The following is a 16,792-nucleotide window of genomic DNA, read 5'->3' on the forward strand; positions in this document are numbered from 1 at the left end:
AGTTAGTTGTCTTTGCGCCGGGTCGTATCTCTTTTTTCCAGCGTGGCACCCACCCCAAACGCATTGGGTTCGCTCGGTGGAACAACCCGGACTTTGCGTTTGCCCCGCCCCTCGCGCGGGCTGATCACCGTTCCGGGGGTTGACAGGGGCTCCGCAGCCGGGCTCGTCATCGGTACGCTGTTCGAAGGTGTCACAACGGGCGCAATGGTGGTTGGCAGTTGTTGCGGTTTTTGACGAAGCGTATCACTTTGACCCAAACAGAAACCGGCCGAAAAACAAAAAACGAGAAACAGCAAAATCGGGCGCATACTAGAGATCATTTGATCAATGAAACGAATTGCAGCCGGTTTTGTTAAAGTCAACAGGATTACGCTTCTCAAAGCAGCCCGAAGCGGTACCCATAACCCTAAAATCAGCATAAAAATGAAATACAACCTTCTGGGAAATACCGGCTTGCTGGTTTCCGAACTTTGTTTAGGCACTATGACGTTCGGCGGCAGCGGAACGAGCATGTGGGCATCCATTGGCCAGTTGGATCAGGAACCGGTCGATCAACTCGTTAAACGCTCGGTCGATGCGGGCATCAATTTCATCGACACCGCCAATGTTTATTCTGAAGGTGTTTCGGAAAAACTGACCGGTCAGGCCATCCGAAACCTCGGTCTTCATCGCGATGATCTGGTGATTGCGACCAAAGTGCGCGGCAAAATGGGCGAAGGGCCAAATCAGATCGGATTGAGCCGGAAGCACATCATTCACCAGGCGGAAGAAAGTCTGCGCCGACTGAATACCGACTACATCGACCTCTACCAGATTCACGGCTTCGATTTTCTGACTCCGCTGGAAGAAACACTCCGCGCGCTCGACGATCTCGTCAGCAGTGGAAAGGTGCGCTACATTGGTTGCAGCAACCTGGCGGCCTGGCATCTGATGAAAGCCCTGTCGTATTCAGAGCACAAGGACCTGGCCAAATTTGTATCCCTGCAAGCCTATTACACCATTGCCGGGCGGGATCTGGAGCGTGAAGTCGTTCCCTTGCTGCTCGACCAGAAAGTGGGTCTGATGGTGTGGAGCCCACTGGCGGGCGGTTTGCTGAGCGGCAAATACGGCCGGAACAAACAGCCGGAAGATTCGCGCCGGGTGACGTTCGATTTTCCGCCGGTCAATAAAGAAAAAGCCTACGACATTCTGGATGTCATGGAGCCGATGGCCGCAGAAAAAGGCATTTCGGTAGCTCAGATCGCCCTGGCCTGGCTGTTGCACCAGCCCGTGGTAACCACGGTGATCATCGGAGCCAAAAAACCGGAGCAGCTCGAAGATAACCTCAAAGCCGTCGACGTCGTTTTGAGTGCCGATGAGTTGAAAAAGCTGGATGAAATCAGCAAACTGGCTCCCGAATATCCGGGTTGGATGGTCGACCGCCAGTCTGGTGATCGAAAAAAATACATTGGTTGAAAAATCAGAAAGGCCAGGTCGATCCTGGCCTTTCTGATTTTTTAACCTTCGAAAATGGCTTACTTCATGACAATCAGTCGGGTAGGCGCTTCGATGGGCTCAGAGCCCAAATTCACTTCTTTACGGATGCTACCGTCTTTCGATTTTACCTCCAGTTCATACTTTCCGTTTGGCAACTCGGCCACATTCAGTTTGACGGCGTATTTCTCTTGCTTTTTACCAACAAACTGTTGGTACATAACCCGGTTGTTTTCGTCCCGCAGCAGAATCATTACCGGTTCCAGTTTCGATTTTGCAACGGCAACCCGAATTTGGTTGTTAACGGTGACGTAGGCGCTGGCATCGAACGAAAGGGTTTTAGCAGCGGGCGCATTGTCGATTGGTGCGGTGCTTAAGATAGCCGTGCAGATCAGATTACTCAGTAAATTCATCATGGTATTTGTTGTTTAACTGTGTTGTTTATGTCTTAGTATCGTTGTTACCTGTTCGATTATCTATATGCCAACGCCGTGCCAGGGCTTTGTCAATTTTATAACCAACTGATAATCAACGTATAAATAAATAACACCATCTTCTTAGGTGTACGAAGCCGGACAATAGCTGTTCAAATGCGGACAAAAGTGTACGGACAGAAAGCGGTTGCTGAAAAACTAAACTCTGCTTCGGTTCTTATTCTTGTTTGTAAAAGCATTAACTTTCTGTCCGCTTACGAAATCAATCAAATCTGTCTTAAAACCGTATGAATCACCCGCGTATGAAAAAAATCGTTGTCAGCCTGGCGGTCTCGCTCGCGGCTGCTGGCTTTGCTCCAATTGCCTCAGCGGCTTTACCAGTTCTGGCGGCTCCTGCCGCACAGAACACCCTTCAGACAAGCTCCGACTCAACAGCCGCCCTGCTGGATAAAGCCGTAGCGGCCAGTACGAGTGGCGACAAAGCCGGCACCGTCAAGGCGTTGCAGGCCGGAACCACCGCTCTCGAAACCGAAGCGAAAAGCAGCACCGGCAGTCTGAAAGACAAATTACTGGCCCAGGTTGGCAATCTGAAAAAGCTCATTCCGCTGGCACAGAGCGGTTTGCTCAAGGGTGATGTGTTGCAAAAAGCCGTTAGTCTGGCCAAAACCGCTTTGGGTGCCAATCAGATCGAAAAGTTGATGGGTGGCGGAAATCTTATCTCAAAAGTGAGCGGGTTGACGAGCAATCTGAATCTGGTCAAAACCGGTCTTTCGGCGCTGGGAGGAAGCAACGCCAGCACCGGCAATTCGCTGGTGACGACAGCGCTGGGCGGCCTCTCGAAACTGAGCAAAGGGGGCGTTGTGGCGAAAGCCGCCGAACCCGCCGTGAAGGGCCAACTGGATAGTGTTCTGGGATTCGTGAAAGGGATTCTATAAAAGCGCGGTATTGGAAAAAAGCAAAAAAGCCCGGCGCAAACGCACCGGGCTTTTCCAGTTCAACTCTAACCCTTAAACACACACAAACTGTCTTGTATTGAATTACGATTGACCAGCGAACACCGAAGTCAGTCGGCTGATGATTTCATTATTCGCTATTTTATCGTTCTTCCTTTCATTGCCCAATTGCAAACGAGTACCCAATCGACGCGCTGATTCCGCGGTTCCGGATGGGAAGCTGAATGAAGGGCAGATCATACTGGCGCGAAAAACCGTGTTCATAGCGTGCTTCGACAAAGAATTTACCCGGTCCCGCTTCGGCACTCAGTCCCAGCCCGCCAATGGCGCTAAAATCCCAGCGGTTATAGCCGAACGAGCCCATATTCATGTCGACGTCGATGGGCTGGCTCCGAAAAATACCGCTGGTGCGGGAGCGAATGCGGCCGTTGACGGCGTAACCCGCTGCGGCCCCAGCCAGCATATAGACCTGAACCGGCCCTTCATTCAAATTGATTTTGGCCAATACCGGCACTTCCACGTATCGCGTCTGGTAAGCCGCCCGCGCACCCAGTGGCAAACTCCAGTTCCCGATTGGCAGTTTAAACCCCTCATCGATCACAAAACCCTTCTGAACGTACGAAATTTCGGGGCGTATACTTACGCGGTCGCTGAGGGGCACTTCCAGAAATAAAGCGCCGGTTGGACCGGCCGACAGGCGGAAAGTGGGCGAAAAACTGTCCAGGAACTCCGGTTTGGAAACCGCTCCCCAATTGGCTCCCGCCCGAAAGCCGACCTGAACCTGAGCGGAGGCTGTTTGAATTAGTAAAAAGGTCATCGCAGCGATTCCTGCCCATGTGATGCGTTTCATGACTGATAAAAAGCTTGGTTGGTTGTGTTGGATTGCAAACCGGTCGCTTCCGTTCTATTCGCTGGTATTCCCGGTTGATTTCGTAATTTGATGCTTGGACATTCGCCGGTAGCAATGGATTAATGGCGGCCCCTATTTTTCTTCGGGTTTCTTTCTAATTCGTTGATCTTATAGTACTTTTTGCCGAAAACATTGTAGTGTCTTTGTTGATTTACTACCTATTCGCCCATACCGACCCGGAATGATAACCTACAAAAAACCAACCCGATACAGTTTTTTGCCAAAACCGCTTGACCGACTGGACTTTCTGGGCGTTTTTGAAAGAGATCCGTTTGGTAATGCGATGTTTATCAAGCGGATAATGATTGCCATCATTGGCTGGGTTACGTATTTCCGGTATACGCTTTACAACAAACTAACCATTGAGGGGACGGAGCACCTGGCGGATTTACCGATTAATAACGTCGTTTTTCTGTCCAACCACCAGACTTATTTTGCGGATGTAATTGCCTTTTACCACATTTTCTGCAGCGTCAAATGGGGTTTCAAAAACACCATTGTGCCGCCGGTTTATTTGCTCTGGCCCCGCGCTCGAAACTATTACGTAGCGGCCAGTGAAACGATGAACGGCGGTTTGGTGCCCCGTATTTTTGCGCTGGGAGGTGCCATCCAGGTTGAGCGTTCCTGGCGGGCGAAAGGGCAGGATGTGAAACGGGAAGTCGATACTACGGCCAACGACCGCATTGCAGCGGCCCTCGAACACGGCTGGGTGATCAGTTTTCCGCAGGGAACTACGAGCCCCTACGCACCGATCCGCAAAGGCACGGCGCACATTCTTAAAAATAACACGCCAATTGTTATTCCGGTGGTTATCAACGGGTTTCGGCGGGCGTTTGATAAAAAAGGATTGCGCTTCAAGAAACGGAATACACAACTGAGCGTACGTTTCAAACCGCCCCTGGCATACAGTGCCGATGAGTCCGTCGAATCGCTGATCGACAAAGTGCGGGAAGCCATCGAGCAGGATATTCCGAAAGAGAAACTGACGTGGCTGTGACGTTACGTTAATCCAGAATCCAGCGGAAAAGCAGGTACAGCGTGAACGACAGCGTAATCGAAATCGGTACCGTCATGACCCAGGCCAGGGCGATGTTCCGAACCGTACCGCCTTGCAGGTTCTTGATCCCTTTGCTGGCCACCATACTTCCGGCAATTCCCGACGAGAGCATGTGGGTCGTGCTGACCGGGGCTTTGTAGAGCGTCGCTAGGGCGATGGTTGTAGCGGCCACCAACTCCGCCGAAGCGCCCTGGGCGTAGGTCAAATGCTGTTTCCCGATTTTTTCACCAATCGTTACCACAATCCGCTTCCAGCCGACCATCGTTCCTAAGCCGAGCGACAACGCAATCATCAGGATAACCCACAGCGGGGCGTAATCCGTAAACCGGCGCAGGCCCACTTTTTCGTTCAGGTTGGTCGTCAGCGTATTGATATCCGTCGCACTCAGGTCGACATCTTCGCTTTCCATCAACTTTTTGACGTTGTTGTTGATCAGCAGCAAATCCCGGCGAATTTGCAACCGTTCCCCCGATTTAAATTTGCCATCTTCGAGCGGTATGCTGATAACGCCTTGCAGGTCAGAAGTTTCAGCCTTCGTTTCGGCTATTCGTCGCCGGTCCGTATCCGATAAGCCCGTTGTGTCGATTTTGTTGATGATTTGTGAAATCTGCACCAGATTCCCGCGCATCGTGGTTGGGTCGATGTTATTATTCAGGGCAAAATACGCCGGTGTAATGCCGATCAGAATCAACATAATAAGCCCCACCCCCTTCTGTCCATCGTTCGAACCGTGGAAAAAACTGACACCGGTACAGGTGGCAATCAGAATGGACCGAATCCAGGTCGGCGGGGGCGTATTTTTCTTGGGCTCTTTAAAAAGGTCTTTATTACCCACCAACCGGCGCAGAAGAAACATCAGAATAATGGCCAGACTGAACCCGATTAGTGGCGAAAGCAGCAGGGCTTTTCCGATTTTTTCGGCTTCTTCCCAGTTGACGCCACCCCGTTCGCCCGCGCGGCCCATCGTTGAAAAAGCCAGTCCCACCCCCAGAATGGAGCCAATCAGGGTGTGTGAGCTGGAGCTGGGCAAGCCAAAATACCAGGTTCCCAAATTCCAGATAATCGCACTGAACAACAGGGCCAGCACCATCGCAATGCTGTGATAGACATTCTGATCGACCAGCAATTCGACCGGCAGCAGGTTGACAATGCCCATCGCAACGCCAATACCGCCGAATAATACCCCGACAAAGTTGCAGATACCGGACCAGACAACGGCAATGTTGGGTTTCAGGGAGTTGGTGTAAATTACCGTAGCGACGGCGTTGGCCGTATCGTGAAATCCATTGACAAATTCAAAAGCGCAGGCAGCGAAGAGACAAAGAGCGAGGAGGATAAAAATATCCGTTTCTAATCCGAACATGCAGATACAAGTCTGTGAAACTGAGTCTTAGTAAAAACTCAACAAATCAATTTTGTCCAAAAGTACGGTAAACTTTTGATGGCAATGTTACCTAAATGTTAAGCAATAAACTACGGCCCCCGTCAGGTTTTGAAAACCTGACGGGGGCCGTAGTTTATTGCTTCCCCGCCAATTGCCCGCAAGCCGCGTCGATGTCCTTGCCCCGGCTCCGGCGAATGTTGACGATCACGCCCCGATCTTCCAGAAACCCGGCAAACCGGTCGAGCGTTTGCGGATCGGTATTTTTAAAATCAGCCTCCGTAATCGGGTTGTATTCGATGATATTGACTTTTGCGGGCACTTTTTTGGTGAATTGCCACAACTCCCTGGCGTCGTCCAGCGTGTCGTTGACGTTGTTGAAAACGATGTATTCAAAGGTAACCCGCGTACCGGTTTTCTGGTAAAAATACGTCAGCGCTTCGGCCAGAGCAGGCAGCGAATTGCTCTCGTTGATGGGCATGATCTGGTTGCGCTTTTCGTCGTTGGCGGCATGGAGCGAAAGCGCCAGGTTGAATTTCACCTGATCGTCACCCAGTTTTTTGATCATTTTGGCAATACCGGCGGTCGAAACCGTAATCCGTTTGGCGGCCATTCCGAGGCCGTTGGGCGACGTGATCCGTTCCACCGACGCCAGCATATTGGCGTAATTGAGCAGCGGTTCGCCCATGCCCATGTACACAATGTTGGTCAGACCGGTGCCGTAGGCTTCCTTCGCCTGGCGGTCGATGGCCACCACCTGGTCGACCATTTCACTGGCTTCCAGATTGCGTTTGCGGTCCATGTAGCCCGTTGCGCAGAATTTGCAGGTCAGCGAACAACCCACCTGCGACGAAATACAGGCCGTCATGCGGTCGTCCTCACTTTTCCGCAGCGACGGAATCAACACGCCTTCCACCAGATTGCCGTCGTAAAGCCGGAACGACGATTTAATCGTTCCGTCGGCACTTTGCTGCTGTTTCGATACCGCCAGCGTGCGCACTTCAAAATGCTCCGCCAGCAATTGCCGCGTTTTCAGCGACAGGTTCGTCATCTCCTCAAACGTTCGTACCGAATGTTTCCAGAGCCATTCCTGAATTTGTTTCGCCCGAAAACCCTGTTCTCCGTGACTGGTCAGCCAGGTTTTCAGTTGGTCATCACTGAGTTTTCGTATGTCCTGCTTCGTCGTAATCATCCTTTTTTGTTGGGTCTTTCCCCGTTGGCATCGTCCGTATCGTTGTCAGACCCGTTGCGCGAGAATTCTTCTTTCTGTTTCCGAATCCAGTTCGTTCCCACCGGAATCCAGCCGGAGGTTACGTCCATGACGATGGGCGCGATGGGTTTGACGACCGGATAGAGATACGTTTCCTGCGTGTGTTTCACGGGCATTCGTATTCCCATCCAGGTTAACAACCAGAGCATTACACTAATTCCGAATACCCAGGTAAAAATTCCAACGGCGGCTCCGGCCAGGCTGTCGAAGGTTCCCAGCAGCGTATATTTCAGCGACTGGCGCAGCGAAAAGCCGATGCGGTTGATCAAAAAAACCGTCGGAAAAAAAATAATGGAAAAGCCCAGCCACGGCAACAAGCGCCGGGCCACTTCCATGCTGATGTACGGAGCCAGCAGGTCGATGCCGAAACCCAGAAACTTAAATCCGACGATCATCGCCACGATGAACGCAATGATGGCCACAATTTCCACCAGCAAACCCTTGCGGTAGCCATTGTACGCGCCATAGAGCAACGTGATGAGGATGATGATGTCGAGGATTTTCATATAACGTACCTACGGGCTTTAGCCCGTGTGCTTTAGCAAACTACCCAATTCCTGGTCATACGGGCTAAAGCCCGTTGGTACGTTAACTCAGCAAATTCTTTACCAAAGCGGAAATAGCTTTTCCTTCGGCCTGTCCGGCCAGTTCTTTGGTGGCAACGCCCATCACTTTTCCCAGATCCGACGGACCGGTGGCCCCAACGCGGGCGATGATCTCCTGAACCCGGGTTTTTAGTTCGGCTTCCGAAAGTTGCTGCGGCAAATAATGTTCAATAATGGCAATTTCCGCCAGTTCGGCCTGCAAAAGGTCGTCGCGGCCCTGTGCCCGGTAAATATCGGCCGAATCTCTCCGCTGTTTAACGGCTTTGGTCAGCAGTTTTAGTTCGTCTTCGGGCTTGATGTCGCCCCCGGCCGAACCGTCTTTGGTTTCTTCCAGTAAAATCAGCGACTTGATCGCCCGCAATGCCCGCAACCGATCCTGCTCTCTGGCCTTCATGGCCTCCTTGATGTCAGCATCGATTTGTTGTTTCAGCGCCATATTTCAGTTAAAAATTAAGAGTTATGAGTGAAGAGTTTCCGTTTCGGAACCAATGACCGTGTGGCAAAGTTACGAAAACGGCATGGGCTTGTTTGCAACTCATCCCTCTTAACTCATAACTCTTCACTAAAAAATGGCGCGTCTGAGTGTTAATATCAATAAAATTGCCACGTTGCGGAATTCGCGGGGCGGAAATAATCCGGATGTTGTCAAAGTGGCCCTCGATTGTGAACGGTTTGGCGCGCAGGGCATCACGGTTCATCCACGCCCCGACGAACGGCACATCCGGTATACCGACGTGCTGCATCTGAAAAAAGTGGTCACCACCGAGTTCAACATTGAAGGCAATCCCGATGAGCGGTTTATCGAGCTGGTGACGCGCGTCCGGCCCGAGCAGGTAACGCTCGTTCCCGATGCCGTCGATGCCATTACGTCCAATGCGGGTTGGGACACCATCAAACACCGGCTCTACCTGACGAATCTGGTGAATCGATTTAAGGCCCTGGGAATTCGGGTTTCGATCTTTGTGGATGCCGACGAGCAGATGGTTCGGGGTGCCAAAGAAACCGGTACCGACCGGATCGAATTGTATACCGAACCATATGCGGCCCAGTACGCCGAAAACCGGGAAGCCGCTATTGCCCCGTTTATTCAGGCGGCAAACGTGGCGAACGAACTGGGACTGGGGCTCAACGCCGGTCACGATTTAAGTCTGGAGAATCTGCGGTATTTTCAACAAAATATTCCCGGTTTGCTCGAAGTATCCATCGGTCACGCGCTCATCTGCGACGCGCTGTATCTGGGACTGGAAAATACCATTCAACTGTACCTGAAAGAATTAGAGTAAAGAAGATAGACAAGAGAGTAGAGATCTACTAAATTGATTACCAGTTCAAAAAGTCTATCCTCTCTTGTCTATCTTCTCTTGTCCATCCCATGATCGAATTCATCGAAACGCCCAATGCTCCGCTTGCGGCCGGCCACTACGCCCAGGCCACCGTCTGGGGCGACCTGATTTTTGTGTCCGGCCAGTTGCCGATCCACCCCGTCACGAAGGAGAAACTGACCGGCCCGATCGACGTACAAACCCGGCAGGTGCTGGAAAACGTCGGGGCAATTCTGGAAGCCGCCGGAAGCGATCGGGCCCACGTCCTGAAAACGACGGTCTATATTGCCGACATTTCGCTGTGGGATCAGGTCAATACCGTCTATGCGGCTTTTTTCGGCGATCACAAACCCGCCCGCGCCGTGGTTCCAACGAAGGAACTGCACTACGGTTTTCTGATCGAGATTGAAGCCGTGGCGGTTCGCAAGAACTGAATAACCCGATTCGATTCGATCTAACCTGTCAGGTTTTGAAAACCCGACAGGTTAGATCGAATCGAATCGGGTCTCAAAGCGTATAGCTTCCCCGGTATTGCCGTCTTACAAACTGGTTGGCGTAATCGAAATTGGTGATTTTCATGTTCGCGCCGTCCCACAGAAGTTGCTTGCGGCCGGGAAAACTGAATCCTCCGCCGGTTTTGGGCTCCCGATACAAATAACTGCGGGTGGCCAGATTACCCATCAAGACGGTTTCGGTCAGCGGGCCGGACTCATCGAACGACGAGCTGGTATACGCCCCGTACCCCTGCTTGCAGGCTTTGACCCACTGCTGCTGGTGGCCGTCGGTTTTGCCTTCGACCAGCGGTTTTTCGGCCTCCGGCATTTTTTTATCGCCAAACTTCTCTTCCGGAAACAGGCGGGGATTGTTGCCAAACAGCTCGGCAACCAGTATGCCCTTGCTGCCGATGAACATCATGCCGCCATCGATGTTTGTAAACACTTTTTCGTATGGAATTCCTTCCGGTAATGGAGGACGAATACCGCCGTCGTACCACGAAAATTTGATTTCTTTCACCTTCTTGTCGTCCGACGGGAACGTCAGGTGAATCGCCGATGAAGGGGGGCAAACGTCGTCGTAGAATGCTTCCTTAAAAAAATCGGAATACACCGAACCGACGCTGCATTCGACCGAGGTCGGATACTTCAGCTTCAAGGCCCGAAACGGCACATCCATGAAGTGGCAGCCCATGTCGCCGAGTGCGCCCGTACCGAAATCCCAGTAACCCCGCCAGCGGGTGGGCATGTAGGCTTCGTGATAATCGCGGAGCGGTGCCGTACCGAGCCACAAATCCCAGTCGACCTCGGCCGGAACCGGCTGCGATTCGCCTTTGTCTTTCGGCGAGCGAACGCCCTGCGGCCAAACCGGGCGGTTGGTCCAGCAGTTGACGGTATGAACGTGACCGATGACGCCTTTCTGAATCCAGGTTTCGATTTTCCGCGTATCATCCCCGCTGCTGCCCTGATTGCCCATTTGGGTAACGACCTTGTATTTGCGGGCGGCTTCGGTCAGCATCCGGGCTTCGTAAATATCGTGCGTCAGCGGTTTTTCGCAGTAAACGTGTTTTCCCAACTGCATGGCGGCCATCGCAATCGGCGCGTGCATGTGGTCGGGCGTCGAGATAATGACCGCTTCAAAATTCTTCGCTTCCTTATCAAACAGCTGGCGGTAATCCTTAAAATAGGGCGCCTTGGGAAACTGGCCGCGAAATTTCTTCGACTGGCGGTCGTCAACATCGCAGAGCGCGACCATGTTATCCGAGCCGTTGTTATACGCCAGCCGAATGTTCACATCCGCCTTGCCACCACAACCCACGGCCGCAATATTGAGTTTATCACTGGGCGCTGTGAAACCGGAGCCCCCCAGCACATGACGCGGCACAATAGTAAACCCGGCTGCGGCCAGGGCACTCCCCTGAATAAATTTCCGACGGGAAAGAGCGGTGAATTTCATGATGGTTTAGGAAGTTAGGAGTTGAAATACGGGAGAAACTACCAGGCCGTTAGCTCAGTTTCTGGCCAATTTTCATAGCAAGCGCCATATCACCCTGCACTTTTAATTTGCCGAGCATGAACGCCGTCATGGGATTCAGATCGCCGGTTCCTAATTTTTGCAAATCACTCAGCGAAACCTTGATGGTGCAATCGGCCTCGTTATCTTCGTTGGTAACGACGGCTGGGGACTGCCGGCCGTCGATAAACACAATCCCCTGATCAGTAGCCAATTTGACCGTGGCATTTAATCCACTACCGGTGCCAATCCGTTGACGAATCTGATCGGTAAATTCCTGTAAATTCATATGTGTGGTTTGTTTACGACTCAAAATAGGACAATAACCGATAAAACTAGGCGGTTTTTTCGGTAAAAGCATACAGAATATCGAAAAAATTAGTAAGTTCAAACCGGTTAACTATACCCTGAACTAATCGGAATCCTGCTGTATTGATGGAACAGCCCTCCACAGCTATTGTTTACTTATCGGTAAACCTACTTTCTGCATTTCTGACAATTCTGTGTATATTTACCCTCACAATTTGTACCATCAGAATAGATAATACGCTCCTCATGTATTTCCTGACTGCAGCTACTGCTCTAGTCCACCCGGAGGTTGTCAAAAATACCCAGGAGCAAATCGGTGACCATGGTATCCGGAGTTTGTCGACCAACCTGTTGAGTTCGGCGTCTGATAATCGAGAGTGATCAGACTCCTGTTAAAAAACGTGTAATTAGAATGCAAGCTGAACAAACACTTCTTCGACAACTCAGGAATGCTGACCCGACTGCTTTTCGGCGTGTCTATGACCGGTATGTTCAACGGATTTATTACTTCACAACAAGCTTTCTTAAATCCCCGGAATTAGCTCAGCAGATTGTGCGCGATGTCTTCACTACGCTCTGGGAACGCCGTAGTACGCTTGATGAAGATATTCCCTTGAACGGTTATTTATTTACGATGACTTACGGGTTGGTGATTGCGGCTTTTCGCGAACGGCACAGCCAATGCCAGCCGCAGGAAATACTGCAGCGGTTAACCACGCAATCGGGTACGGACACGGAAGAACAGGTGCTGTATCAGGAACTGGAATTACTGTATCAGCAGGCGGTGGCGCAGCTTCCCCCGCGCCGTCGGGAAATTTATCTGCTCAGCCGTCATGAAGGATACACGTCCCAGCAAATTGCGGACCGCATGAATTTGTCGACCCGAACCATCGAAGATCATCTCATGCAAGCCTATGATACCTTAGGCGCTTATTTTCAACGGCATACGTACTGAATTTTGGATGCGTAAACCTTGAATGCGTGACTACTTCACCGAAAGTCTAGCCATTTAGTCACGGATTCCAAATTCACGCATTCACCCATTGTAATGGAAGAGTTACTGGTTAAATACACCCGGAATGAATGCAGCCCTGAAGAAGAGCAGTGGGTTATTGGCTGGTTGCAGAACCCGGACAACGAATCGCGTTTGCGCGGATTGATGCGGAAACAATGGAGTAATCCATCCGTTTCCGGTGTCGAATCCCCCGATTGGCAGCGCATTTGGCTGGACATTTCCCGACAAACCAAAGACCTTCCCGCTGAACCCGAACCACCCCTTTACCGGACGGTATGGCGCCAGATTGCCCGCATTGCGATCTGGGTCGGTTGCATCATTGCCTTTGGGCTCACCATCCGGTTTCTGCGTCAGGCGAATTTGCCCGCCGATGTTATCTACCAATCCGCGGTCGATCAGTCGATGCGCGTCGAGTTGACGGATCATTCTACCGTTATTCTCAATAAAAACTCAACCTTAAAAGTTTCTTCCGACTGGTCGGGGCCCAATCGCAGCATCTGGCTAAATGGCGAAGCGCTGATTACCGTTGCCGAACAACCCAACGGTTTCCGGTTTCTGATTTATACCGCCGACCACGTGGTAACTGAAGTGCAGAAAGCCCGGTTGTATGTTGGCCGGCACAACAAAAAAAACCGGGTTGTTGTCGAACAGGGCCTCGCCAGCTTTATCATTCACTATTCGGATATGTTGGGCGAAATGAAGAAATACAACCTGCAGCAGGGCGAAATGGCAGAATACGACGAAAAATCTACCCAACTGATCAGACGCCAGGTTAATCCGTTTACCTATACCGCCTGGGCAAAAAAGTAATAAGAAAGAAGTGGTGATTCACTTCTTTCTTTCGTTACATTCCCGTCAACTGTTCACCGCTGGGCACAACCGTCAGCAGACGCTGCGTAGTACGCTCCTGAATGCCGGAGGTTTTCAACTGAAATGTTTTTTCAATGGTCTCATTCCCGTTCGTGACCAGAAACGTATAGGCACCGTCTACCATCTGGCTCATATCAAACCGCTGACGGTATTTATCCTTATTTCTGGGCACACTTTCCACAAATACGACCCGGTTGTTCTGATCGAGCAGCCGAACAATGATTTTACTTTTCGGGTCGTTCCGCTGAATATTCATCCACAACTTTAAAGGGTCCGCTGACGGATAAGTTGCCACTAAAAAGGGTTTGTTTTCAACTGTCGTTTGTGCGTTGGAGGGGATTCCGGCAAAGAGAAGGGCACCCAGCATGAACGCACTGGCGGTGCGGATGATCGTTTTCATGGTGTTTAACAGGTTTGTTGTTTACTGTTCAGATTCACCAAAAAGACGGAGCACCCCAACCGGCGGAGCGGAGTATTGGGAGAAATGGCCGAAAAAAGGGATAAACGGTTACAAGGACCCGTTGATCAGGATTCCGTGTAATTCAGATCCTTCCCGTAGGTCTCGTCCAGTGTTGCCAGCGACCAGAAACTGATGATAAAGCAACAGGAAGCAACGATCGTGGCCGCCCCGATGACACCAACCGAAAGTTTGAGCGATTGAAAGAGCGGAATGGTGAGCAGGGTGGTGGCCCGGACATTGTTGGCGATGGACGTGGTGGCGGTTGCTCTCAGGTTCGTACCAAAATGCTCGGCGGATACCGTTAGAAACAGGGCGATGTAACCAATCGAAAAGCCCATACCGACGCAAACGGCATAAAATACCGGGAGCGACGATATACCGGCAAACAGATAAACCGCCACAAAGACCAGATTCAGCGTCATCAAAGCCCCAATGGCCCGTCGGCGGGAGTGAAACCACTGGCTCAGCGGGCCGCTCACCAGATCCCCGACCGCCATACCAATATACGTAAACATCACGACCCGGCCCGGCGTAATGGGTTCGGCAATGCCCAGCGCCTTGCCAAACTCGTTGCTGAATGTGGCCAGAATACCGATGACAAAATACGTCGGAACGGCCAGCCCCATGCAGCGGAGGTAGGTCAGCAAACGCTTTCGATTGGTGAACAGGGACCAGAAATTACCGCGCTGGACGGTTTGCTCCCTGATTTTGAGAAACATACCCGACTCGAAAACCGACACCCGCAACAGCAACAGGAACAAGCCCAAGCCGCCACCGATGAAATAGGTCGTCCGCCAGTCGAACAACACAACGGTGAAATACGCGACGACAGCGCCAAACAGGCCCACACCCGCAATCAGCGAGGTTCCGTAGCCGCGGAGTTCTTTCGGCAGAATTTCGGAAACGAGCGTGATGCCCGCACCCAGTTCGCCGGCCAGCCCCAGTCCGGCCACAAAACGCAAGACTGCATACGTGTCCGCATCCTGCACAAAACCGCAGGCAATGTTGGCCAGTGAATAGGTAATGATAGAACCGAACAGCACCGACAGCCGCCCGCGTTTATCCCCCAAAATGCCCCATAAAACTCCGCCCAAAAGCAAACCGGCCTGCTGCCAGTTCAAGACCGTGCCCCCGATGACCGATACCTGTTTTTCGTCGAGACCCAGGTCTTTCAGACTCGGTACGCGAACAATATTGAACAACAACAGATCGTAGACATCCACGAAATAGCCCAAAGCCGCCACAATTACCGGTAAGGTGAACAGCGGGCGGTAGGATAAGGAAGGCGGGGAAGGAATCATGTCAGGGAAAGACGAAATGAGGACGGTTTAATTTTTAAGAGAATACTAAATGGAAAATGATAAATGGAAAAGTAGCTTGGCGCTTCTGAAATCCTTTATCATTTTCCATTTAGTATTTCGTTTCGTCAAGAGGTTCTCCTTTACTCCTCCAAATAATTAAGGTCTTTGCCGTGCGTTTCGGGAATGGTCAAAATGGAATAGAAACCGATGGCAAAACTGAGAATGCCAACCGCAATTCCGGCATTGACGATGTCGAAGGACGGTTTGAGGTAGCTATACAGGCTCGTCATCAGAATGACGGTTCCGCGCACCATATTCGGGACGGTGGTGGCGGCTGTGGCCCGGAGATTCGTACCAAACTGCTCGGCACCAATGGTAACAAACATGGCCCAATACCCAATTCCGAAGCCCATCGCCAGAAAATACATGTACAGGCCCGTAACGGTTTTGGGACCAACAAAGACGTATACCAAGCTGACAATCAGCGTAAAACCCATCAGCAACGAAACCGCCTGCTTGCGGGATTTTAACCCCTGACTGATCAAGCCACTCGCCAGGTCACCGATGGCCAGACCGATGTAGCACCACATGATGGTCAGACCCGGTTTGACGGGTTCGGCAATTCCGAACGCCTTGCCGAATTCATTGCTGAACGTGGCCAGAATGCCGATGACAAACCAGGTTGGCAGTCCAATACCGATGCATTTCATGTATTTCGAAAACCGCTCCCAATCGGTAAAAAAGGAGAAGAAATTGCCCTTTTGAACGTGTTTCTGTTCCGATACCTGCGTAAACATTCCGGACTCGATCACGCCGATTCGCAGCAATAGCAGCCCGATTCCCATGCCTCCGCCGATCAGAAAAGCGTTTTGCCAGTTGAATAACTCAACGGTGAAATAGGCCACCACCGCTCCGAACAACCCAACACCGGCCACCAGCGACGTCCCGATGGCGCGCAGTTGTTTCGGCAGCACTTCGGAGACGAGCGTAATGCCCGCGCCCAGTTCGCCGGCCAGCCCGACGCCCGCGATAAACCGCATGACTGCATAATAATCGACCGGGTTCATAAACGTCACGCGGTCGATGAAACCGCAGGCAATGTTAGCGATCGAATAGGTAATGATGGAACCAAAAAGCACCGACAGCCGCCCGCGTTTATCACCCAGCACACCCCAGAGAATACCGCCGATGAGCAACCCGCCCATTTGCCAGTTCAGAATAGTAGCGCCGACGCGGGAAATCTGCTCGTCGTTCAACCCCAGATCCCGGAGGCTGGGAACGCGGACGATACCAAACAGCAGCAGATCGTAGATGTCAACAAAATAGCCTAAAGCGGCAACAATGACGGGCAGGCCAAACAGGGATTTATACGATACCTTTGGCGGGGGAGGAACTATGGATTGCATTCGTTTGGTAAAAGGTTGT

At 51.5% G+C, this 16,792-nt stretch carries 19 protein-coding genes; 7 read left to right on the plus strand and 12 right to left on the minus strand.

Features of this window, described 5'->3' with window-relative positions:
* Positions 1 to 2 precede the first annotated feature (2 nt).
* Entirely contained in the window at positions 3 to 308 is a 306-nt protein-coding gene (locus EHT87_RS26115; RefSeq protein WP_124909754.1) for a hypothetical protein, read from the minus strand.
* Positions 309 to 423: 115 nt separating this feature from the next.
* On the opposite strand from EHT87_RS26115, the gene EHT87_RS26120 reads away from it, so the two are divergent.
* Entirely contained in the window at positions 424 to 1,455 is a 1,032-nt protein-coding gene (locus tag EHT87_RS26120; protein WP_124909755.1) for an aldo/keto reductase, read from the plus strand.
* Between the two features lie 59 nt (positions 1,456 to 1,514).
* Here EHT87_RS26120 and EHT87_RS26125 read toward each other — a convergent pair whose 3' ends face one another.
* Entirely contained in the window at positions 1,515 to 1,889 is a 375-nt protein-coding gene (locus EHT87_RS26125; RefSeq protein WP_124909756.1) for a DUF3244 domain-containing protein, read from the minus strand.
* 320 nt (positions 1,890 to 2,209) lie between these two features.
* On the opposite strand from EHT87_RS26125, the gene EHT87_RS26130 reads away from it, so the two are divergent.
* Positions 2,210 to 2,842 carry a hypothetical protein gene (locus EHT87_RS26130; RefSeq protein WP_124909757.1) on the plus strand — a complete coding sequence of 211 codons (633 nt, stop codon included), beginning with the start codon at positions 2,210 to 2,212 and terminating at the stop codon, positions 2,840 to 2,842.
* Between the two features lie 175 nt (positions 2,843 to 3,017).
* Here the strand turns inward: EHT87_RS26130 and EHT87_RS26135 are convergent, their stop codons facing one another.
* Positions 3,018 to 3,710, minus strand: a complete 693-nt coding sequence (locus tag EHT87_RS26135; RefSeq protein WP_124909758.1) for a porin family protein — start codon at positions 3,708 to 3,710, stop codon at positions 3,018 to 3,020.
* A 244-nt stretch (positions 3,711 to 3,954) separates the two neighbouring features.
* On the opposite strand from EHT87_RS26135, the gene EHT87_RS26140 reads away from it, so the two are divergent.
* Positions 3,955 to 4,767 (plus strand): lysophospholipid acyltransferase family protein, encoded by an 813-nt coding sequence (locus tag EHT87_RS26140; RefSeq protein WP_124910191.1) that lies wholly within the window; start codon positions 3,955 to 3,957, stop codon positions 4,765 to 4,767.
* Between the two features lie 7 nt (positions 4,768 to 4,774).
* On the opposite strand, the gene EHT87_RS26145 is transcribed toward EHT87_RS26140, so the two are convergent.
* The 4 genes from EHT87_RS26145 to EHT87_RS26160 all read right to left on the minus strand — a co-directional run bounded on the left by EHT87_RS26145 (position 4,775) and on the right by EHT87_RS26160 (position 8,519).
* Entirely contained in the window at positions 4,775 to 6,190 is a 1,416-nt protein-coding gene (locus tag EHT87_RS26145) for an inorganic phosphate transporter (protein WP_124909759.1), read from the minus strand.
* A gap of 154 nt (positions 6,191 to 6,344) precedes the next feature.
* On the minus strand, positions 6,345 to 7,400 hold the full coding sequence (rlmN, locus tag EHT87_RS26150; RefSeq protein WP_124909760.1) for a dual-specificity RNA methyltransferase RlmN: 1,056 nt from the start codon (positions 7,398 to 7,400) through the stop codon (positions 6,345 to 6,347).
* Complete coding sequence (locus EHT87_RS26155; protein ID WP_185716352.1) at positions 7,397 to 7,984, minus strand: CvpA family protein; 588 nt, start codon at positions 7,982 to 7,984, stop codon at positions 7,397 to 7,399. The genes rlmN and EHT87_RS26155 overlap by 4 nt, the downstream gene beginning before the upstream one ends.
* Before the next feature lie 82 nt (positions 7,985 to 8,066).
* A complete protein-coding gene (locus EHT87_RS26160) occupies positions 8,067 to 8,519 on the minus strand; it encodes a GatB/YqeY domain-containing protein (RefSeq protein WP_124909761.1) in 453 nt (150 codons plus the stop codon).
* Between the two features lie 133 nt (positions 8,520 to 8,652).
* On the opposite strand from EHT87_RS26160, the gene EHT87_RS26165 reads away from it, so the two are divergent.
* Together EHT87_RS26165 and EHT87_RS26170 are read left to right on the plus strand one after the other, a co-directional pair.
* Entirely contained in the window at positions 8,653 to 9,366 is a 714-nt protein-coding gene (locus EHT87_RS26165) for a pyridoxine 5'-phosphate synthase (protein WP_124909762.1), read from the plus strand.
* Positions 9,367 to 9,455: 89 nt separating this feature from the next.
* Entirely contained in the window at positions 9,456 to 9,839 is a 384-nt protein-coding gene (locus EHT87_RS26170; RefSeq protein ID WP_229321372.1) for a RidA family protein, read from the plus strand.
* 73 nt (positions 9,840 to 9,912) lie between these two features.
* Here EHT87_RS26170 and EHT87_RS26175 read toward each other — a convergent pair whose 3' ends face one another.
* Positions 9,913 to 11,355, minus strand: coding sequence for a Gfo/Idh/MocA family protein (locus tag EHT87_RS26175; RefSeq protein WP_124909763.1), 1,443 nt, complete (start codon positions 11,353 to 11,355; stop codon positions 9,913 to 9,915).
* 49 nt (positions 11,356 to 11,404) lie between these two features.
* Positions 11,405 to 11,701 (minus strand): SCP2 sterol-binding domain-containing protein, encoded by a 297-nt coding sequence (locus EHT87_RS26180; RefSeq protein ID WP_124909764.1) that lies wholly within the window; start codon positions 11,699 to 11,701, stop codon positions 11,405 to 11,407.
* Between the two features lie 432 nt (positions 11,702 to 12,133).
* Between EHT87_RS26180 and EHT87_RS26185 the strand changes: the two genes are divergently transcribed.
* A complete protein-coding gene (locus tag EHT87_RS26185) occupies positions 12,134 to 12,676 on the plus strand; it encodes an RNA polymerase sigma-70 factor (protein ID WP_124909765.1) in 543 nt (180 codons plus the stop codon).
* 93 nt (positions 12,677 to 12,769) lie between these two features.
* Entirely contained in the window at positions 12,770 to 13,546 is a 777-nt protein-coding gene (locus EHT87_RS26190; RefSeq protein ID WP_124909766.1) for a FecR family protein, read from the plus strand.
* Between the two features lie 34 nt (positions 13,547 to 13,580).
* Here the strand turns inward: EHT87_RS26190 and EHT87_RS26195 are convergent, their stop codons facing one another.
* The 3 genes from EHT87_RS26195 to EHT87_RS26205 form a co-directional block, all read right to left on the minus strand.
* A complete protein-coding gene (locus EHT87_RS26195) occupies positions 13,581 to 14,006 on the minus strand; it encodes a T9SS type A sorting domain-containing protein (protein ID WP_124909767.1) in 426 nt (141 codons plus the stop codon).
* Between the two features lie 125 nt (positions 14,007 to 14,131).
* Complete coding sequence (locus tag EHT87_RS26200) at positions 14,132 to 15,367, minus strand: MFS transporter (RefSeq protein WP_124909768.1); 1,236 nt, start codon at positions 15,365 to 15,367, stop codon at positions 14,132 to 14,134.
* Between the two features lie 140 nt (positions 15,368 to 15,507).
* Positions 15,508 to 16,773, minus strand: coding sequence for an MFS transporter (locus EHT87_RS26205; RefSeq protein WP_124909769.1), 1,266 nt, complete (start codon positions 16,771 to 16,773; stop codon positions 15,508 to 15,510).
* Between the last annotated feature and the right edge of the window lie 19 nt (positions 16,774 to 16,792).

Origin of the sequence: Larkinella knui (assembly GCF_003858645.1) — a bacterium.
In the GTDB taxonomy this organism is placed as follows: domain Bacteria; phylum Bacteroidota; class Bacteroidia; order Cytophagales; family Spirosomataceae; genus Larkinella; species Larkinella knui.

Bases quoted from the DNA above. Each gene is read 5' to 3' on its own strand.
- EHT87_RS26180 (WP_124909764.1), bottom strand. From the start codon at position 11,701: ATGAATTTACAGGAATTTACCGATCAGATTCGTCAACGGATTGGCACC.
- EHT87_RS26160 (WP_124909761.1), bottom strand. From the start codon at position 8,519: ATGGCGCTGAAACAACAAATCGATGCTGACATCAAGGAGGCCATGAAG.
- EHT87_RS26165 (WP_124909762.1), top strand. From the start codon at position 8,653: ATGGCGCGTCTGAGTGTTAATATCAATAAAATTGCCACGTTGCGGAAT.
- EHT87_RS26120 (WP_124909755.1), top strand. From the start codon at position 424: ATGAAATACAACCTTCTGGGAAATACCGGCTTGCTGGTTTCCGAACTT.
- EHT87_RS26200 (WP_124909768.1), bottom strand. From the start codon at position 15,367: ATGATTCCTTCCCCGCCTTCCTTATCCTACCGCCCGCTGTTCACCTTA.
- EHT87_RS26185 (WP_124909765.1), top strand. From the start codon at position 12,134: ATGCAAGCTGAACAAACACTTCTTCGACAACTCAGGAATGCTGACCCG.
- EHT87_RS26145 (WP_124909759.1), bottom strand. From the start codon at position 6,190: ATGTTCGGATTAGAAACGGATATTTTTATCCTCCTCGCTCTTTGTCTC.
- EHT87_RS26175 (WP_124909763.1), bottom strand. From the start codon at position 11,355: ATGAAATTCACCGCTCTTTCCCGTCGGAAATTTATTCAGGGGAGTGCC.
- EHT87_RS26190 (WP_124909766.1), top strand. From the start codon at position 12,770: ATGGAAGAGTTACTGGTTAAATACACCCGGAATGAATGCAGCCCTGAA.
- EHT87_RS26205 (WP_124909769.1), bottom strand. From the start codon at position 16,773: ATGCAATCCATAGTTCCTCCCCCGCCAAAGGTATCGTATAAATCCCTG.
- EHT87_RS26130 (WP_124909757.1), top strand. From the start codon at position 2,210: ATGAAAAAAATCGTTGTCAGCCTGGCGGTCTCGCTCGCGGCTGCTGGC.
- rlmN (WP_124909760.1), bottom strand. From the start codon at position 7,400: ATGATTACGACGAAGCAGGACATACGAAAACTCAGTGATGACCAACTG.
- EHT87_RS26155 (WP_185716352.1), bottom strand. From the start codon at position 7,984: ATGAAAATCCTCGACATCATCATCCTCATCACGTTGCTCTATGGCGCG.
- EHT87_RS26115 (WP_124909754.1), bottom strand. From the start codon at position 308: ATGCGCCCGATTTTGCTGTTTCTCGTTTTTTGTTTTTCGGCCGGTTTC.
- EHT87_RS26170 (WP_229321372.1), top strand. From the start codon at position 9,456: ATGATCGAATTCATCGAAACGCCCAATGCTCCGCTTGCGGCCGGCCAC.
- EHT87_RS26195 (WP_124909767.1), bottom strand. From the start codon at position 14,006: ATGAAAACGATCATCCGCACCGCCAGTGCGTTCATGCTGGGTGCCCTT.
- EHT87_RS26135 (WP_124909758.1), bottom strand. From the start codon at position 3,710: ATGAAACGCATCACATGGGCAGGAATCGCTGCGATGACCTTTTTACTA.
- EHT87_RS26125 (WP_124909756.1), bottom strand. From the start codon at position 1,889: ATGATGAATTTACTGAGTAATCTGATCTGCACGGCTATCTTAAGCACC.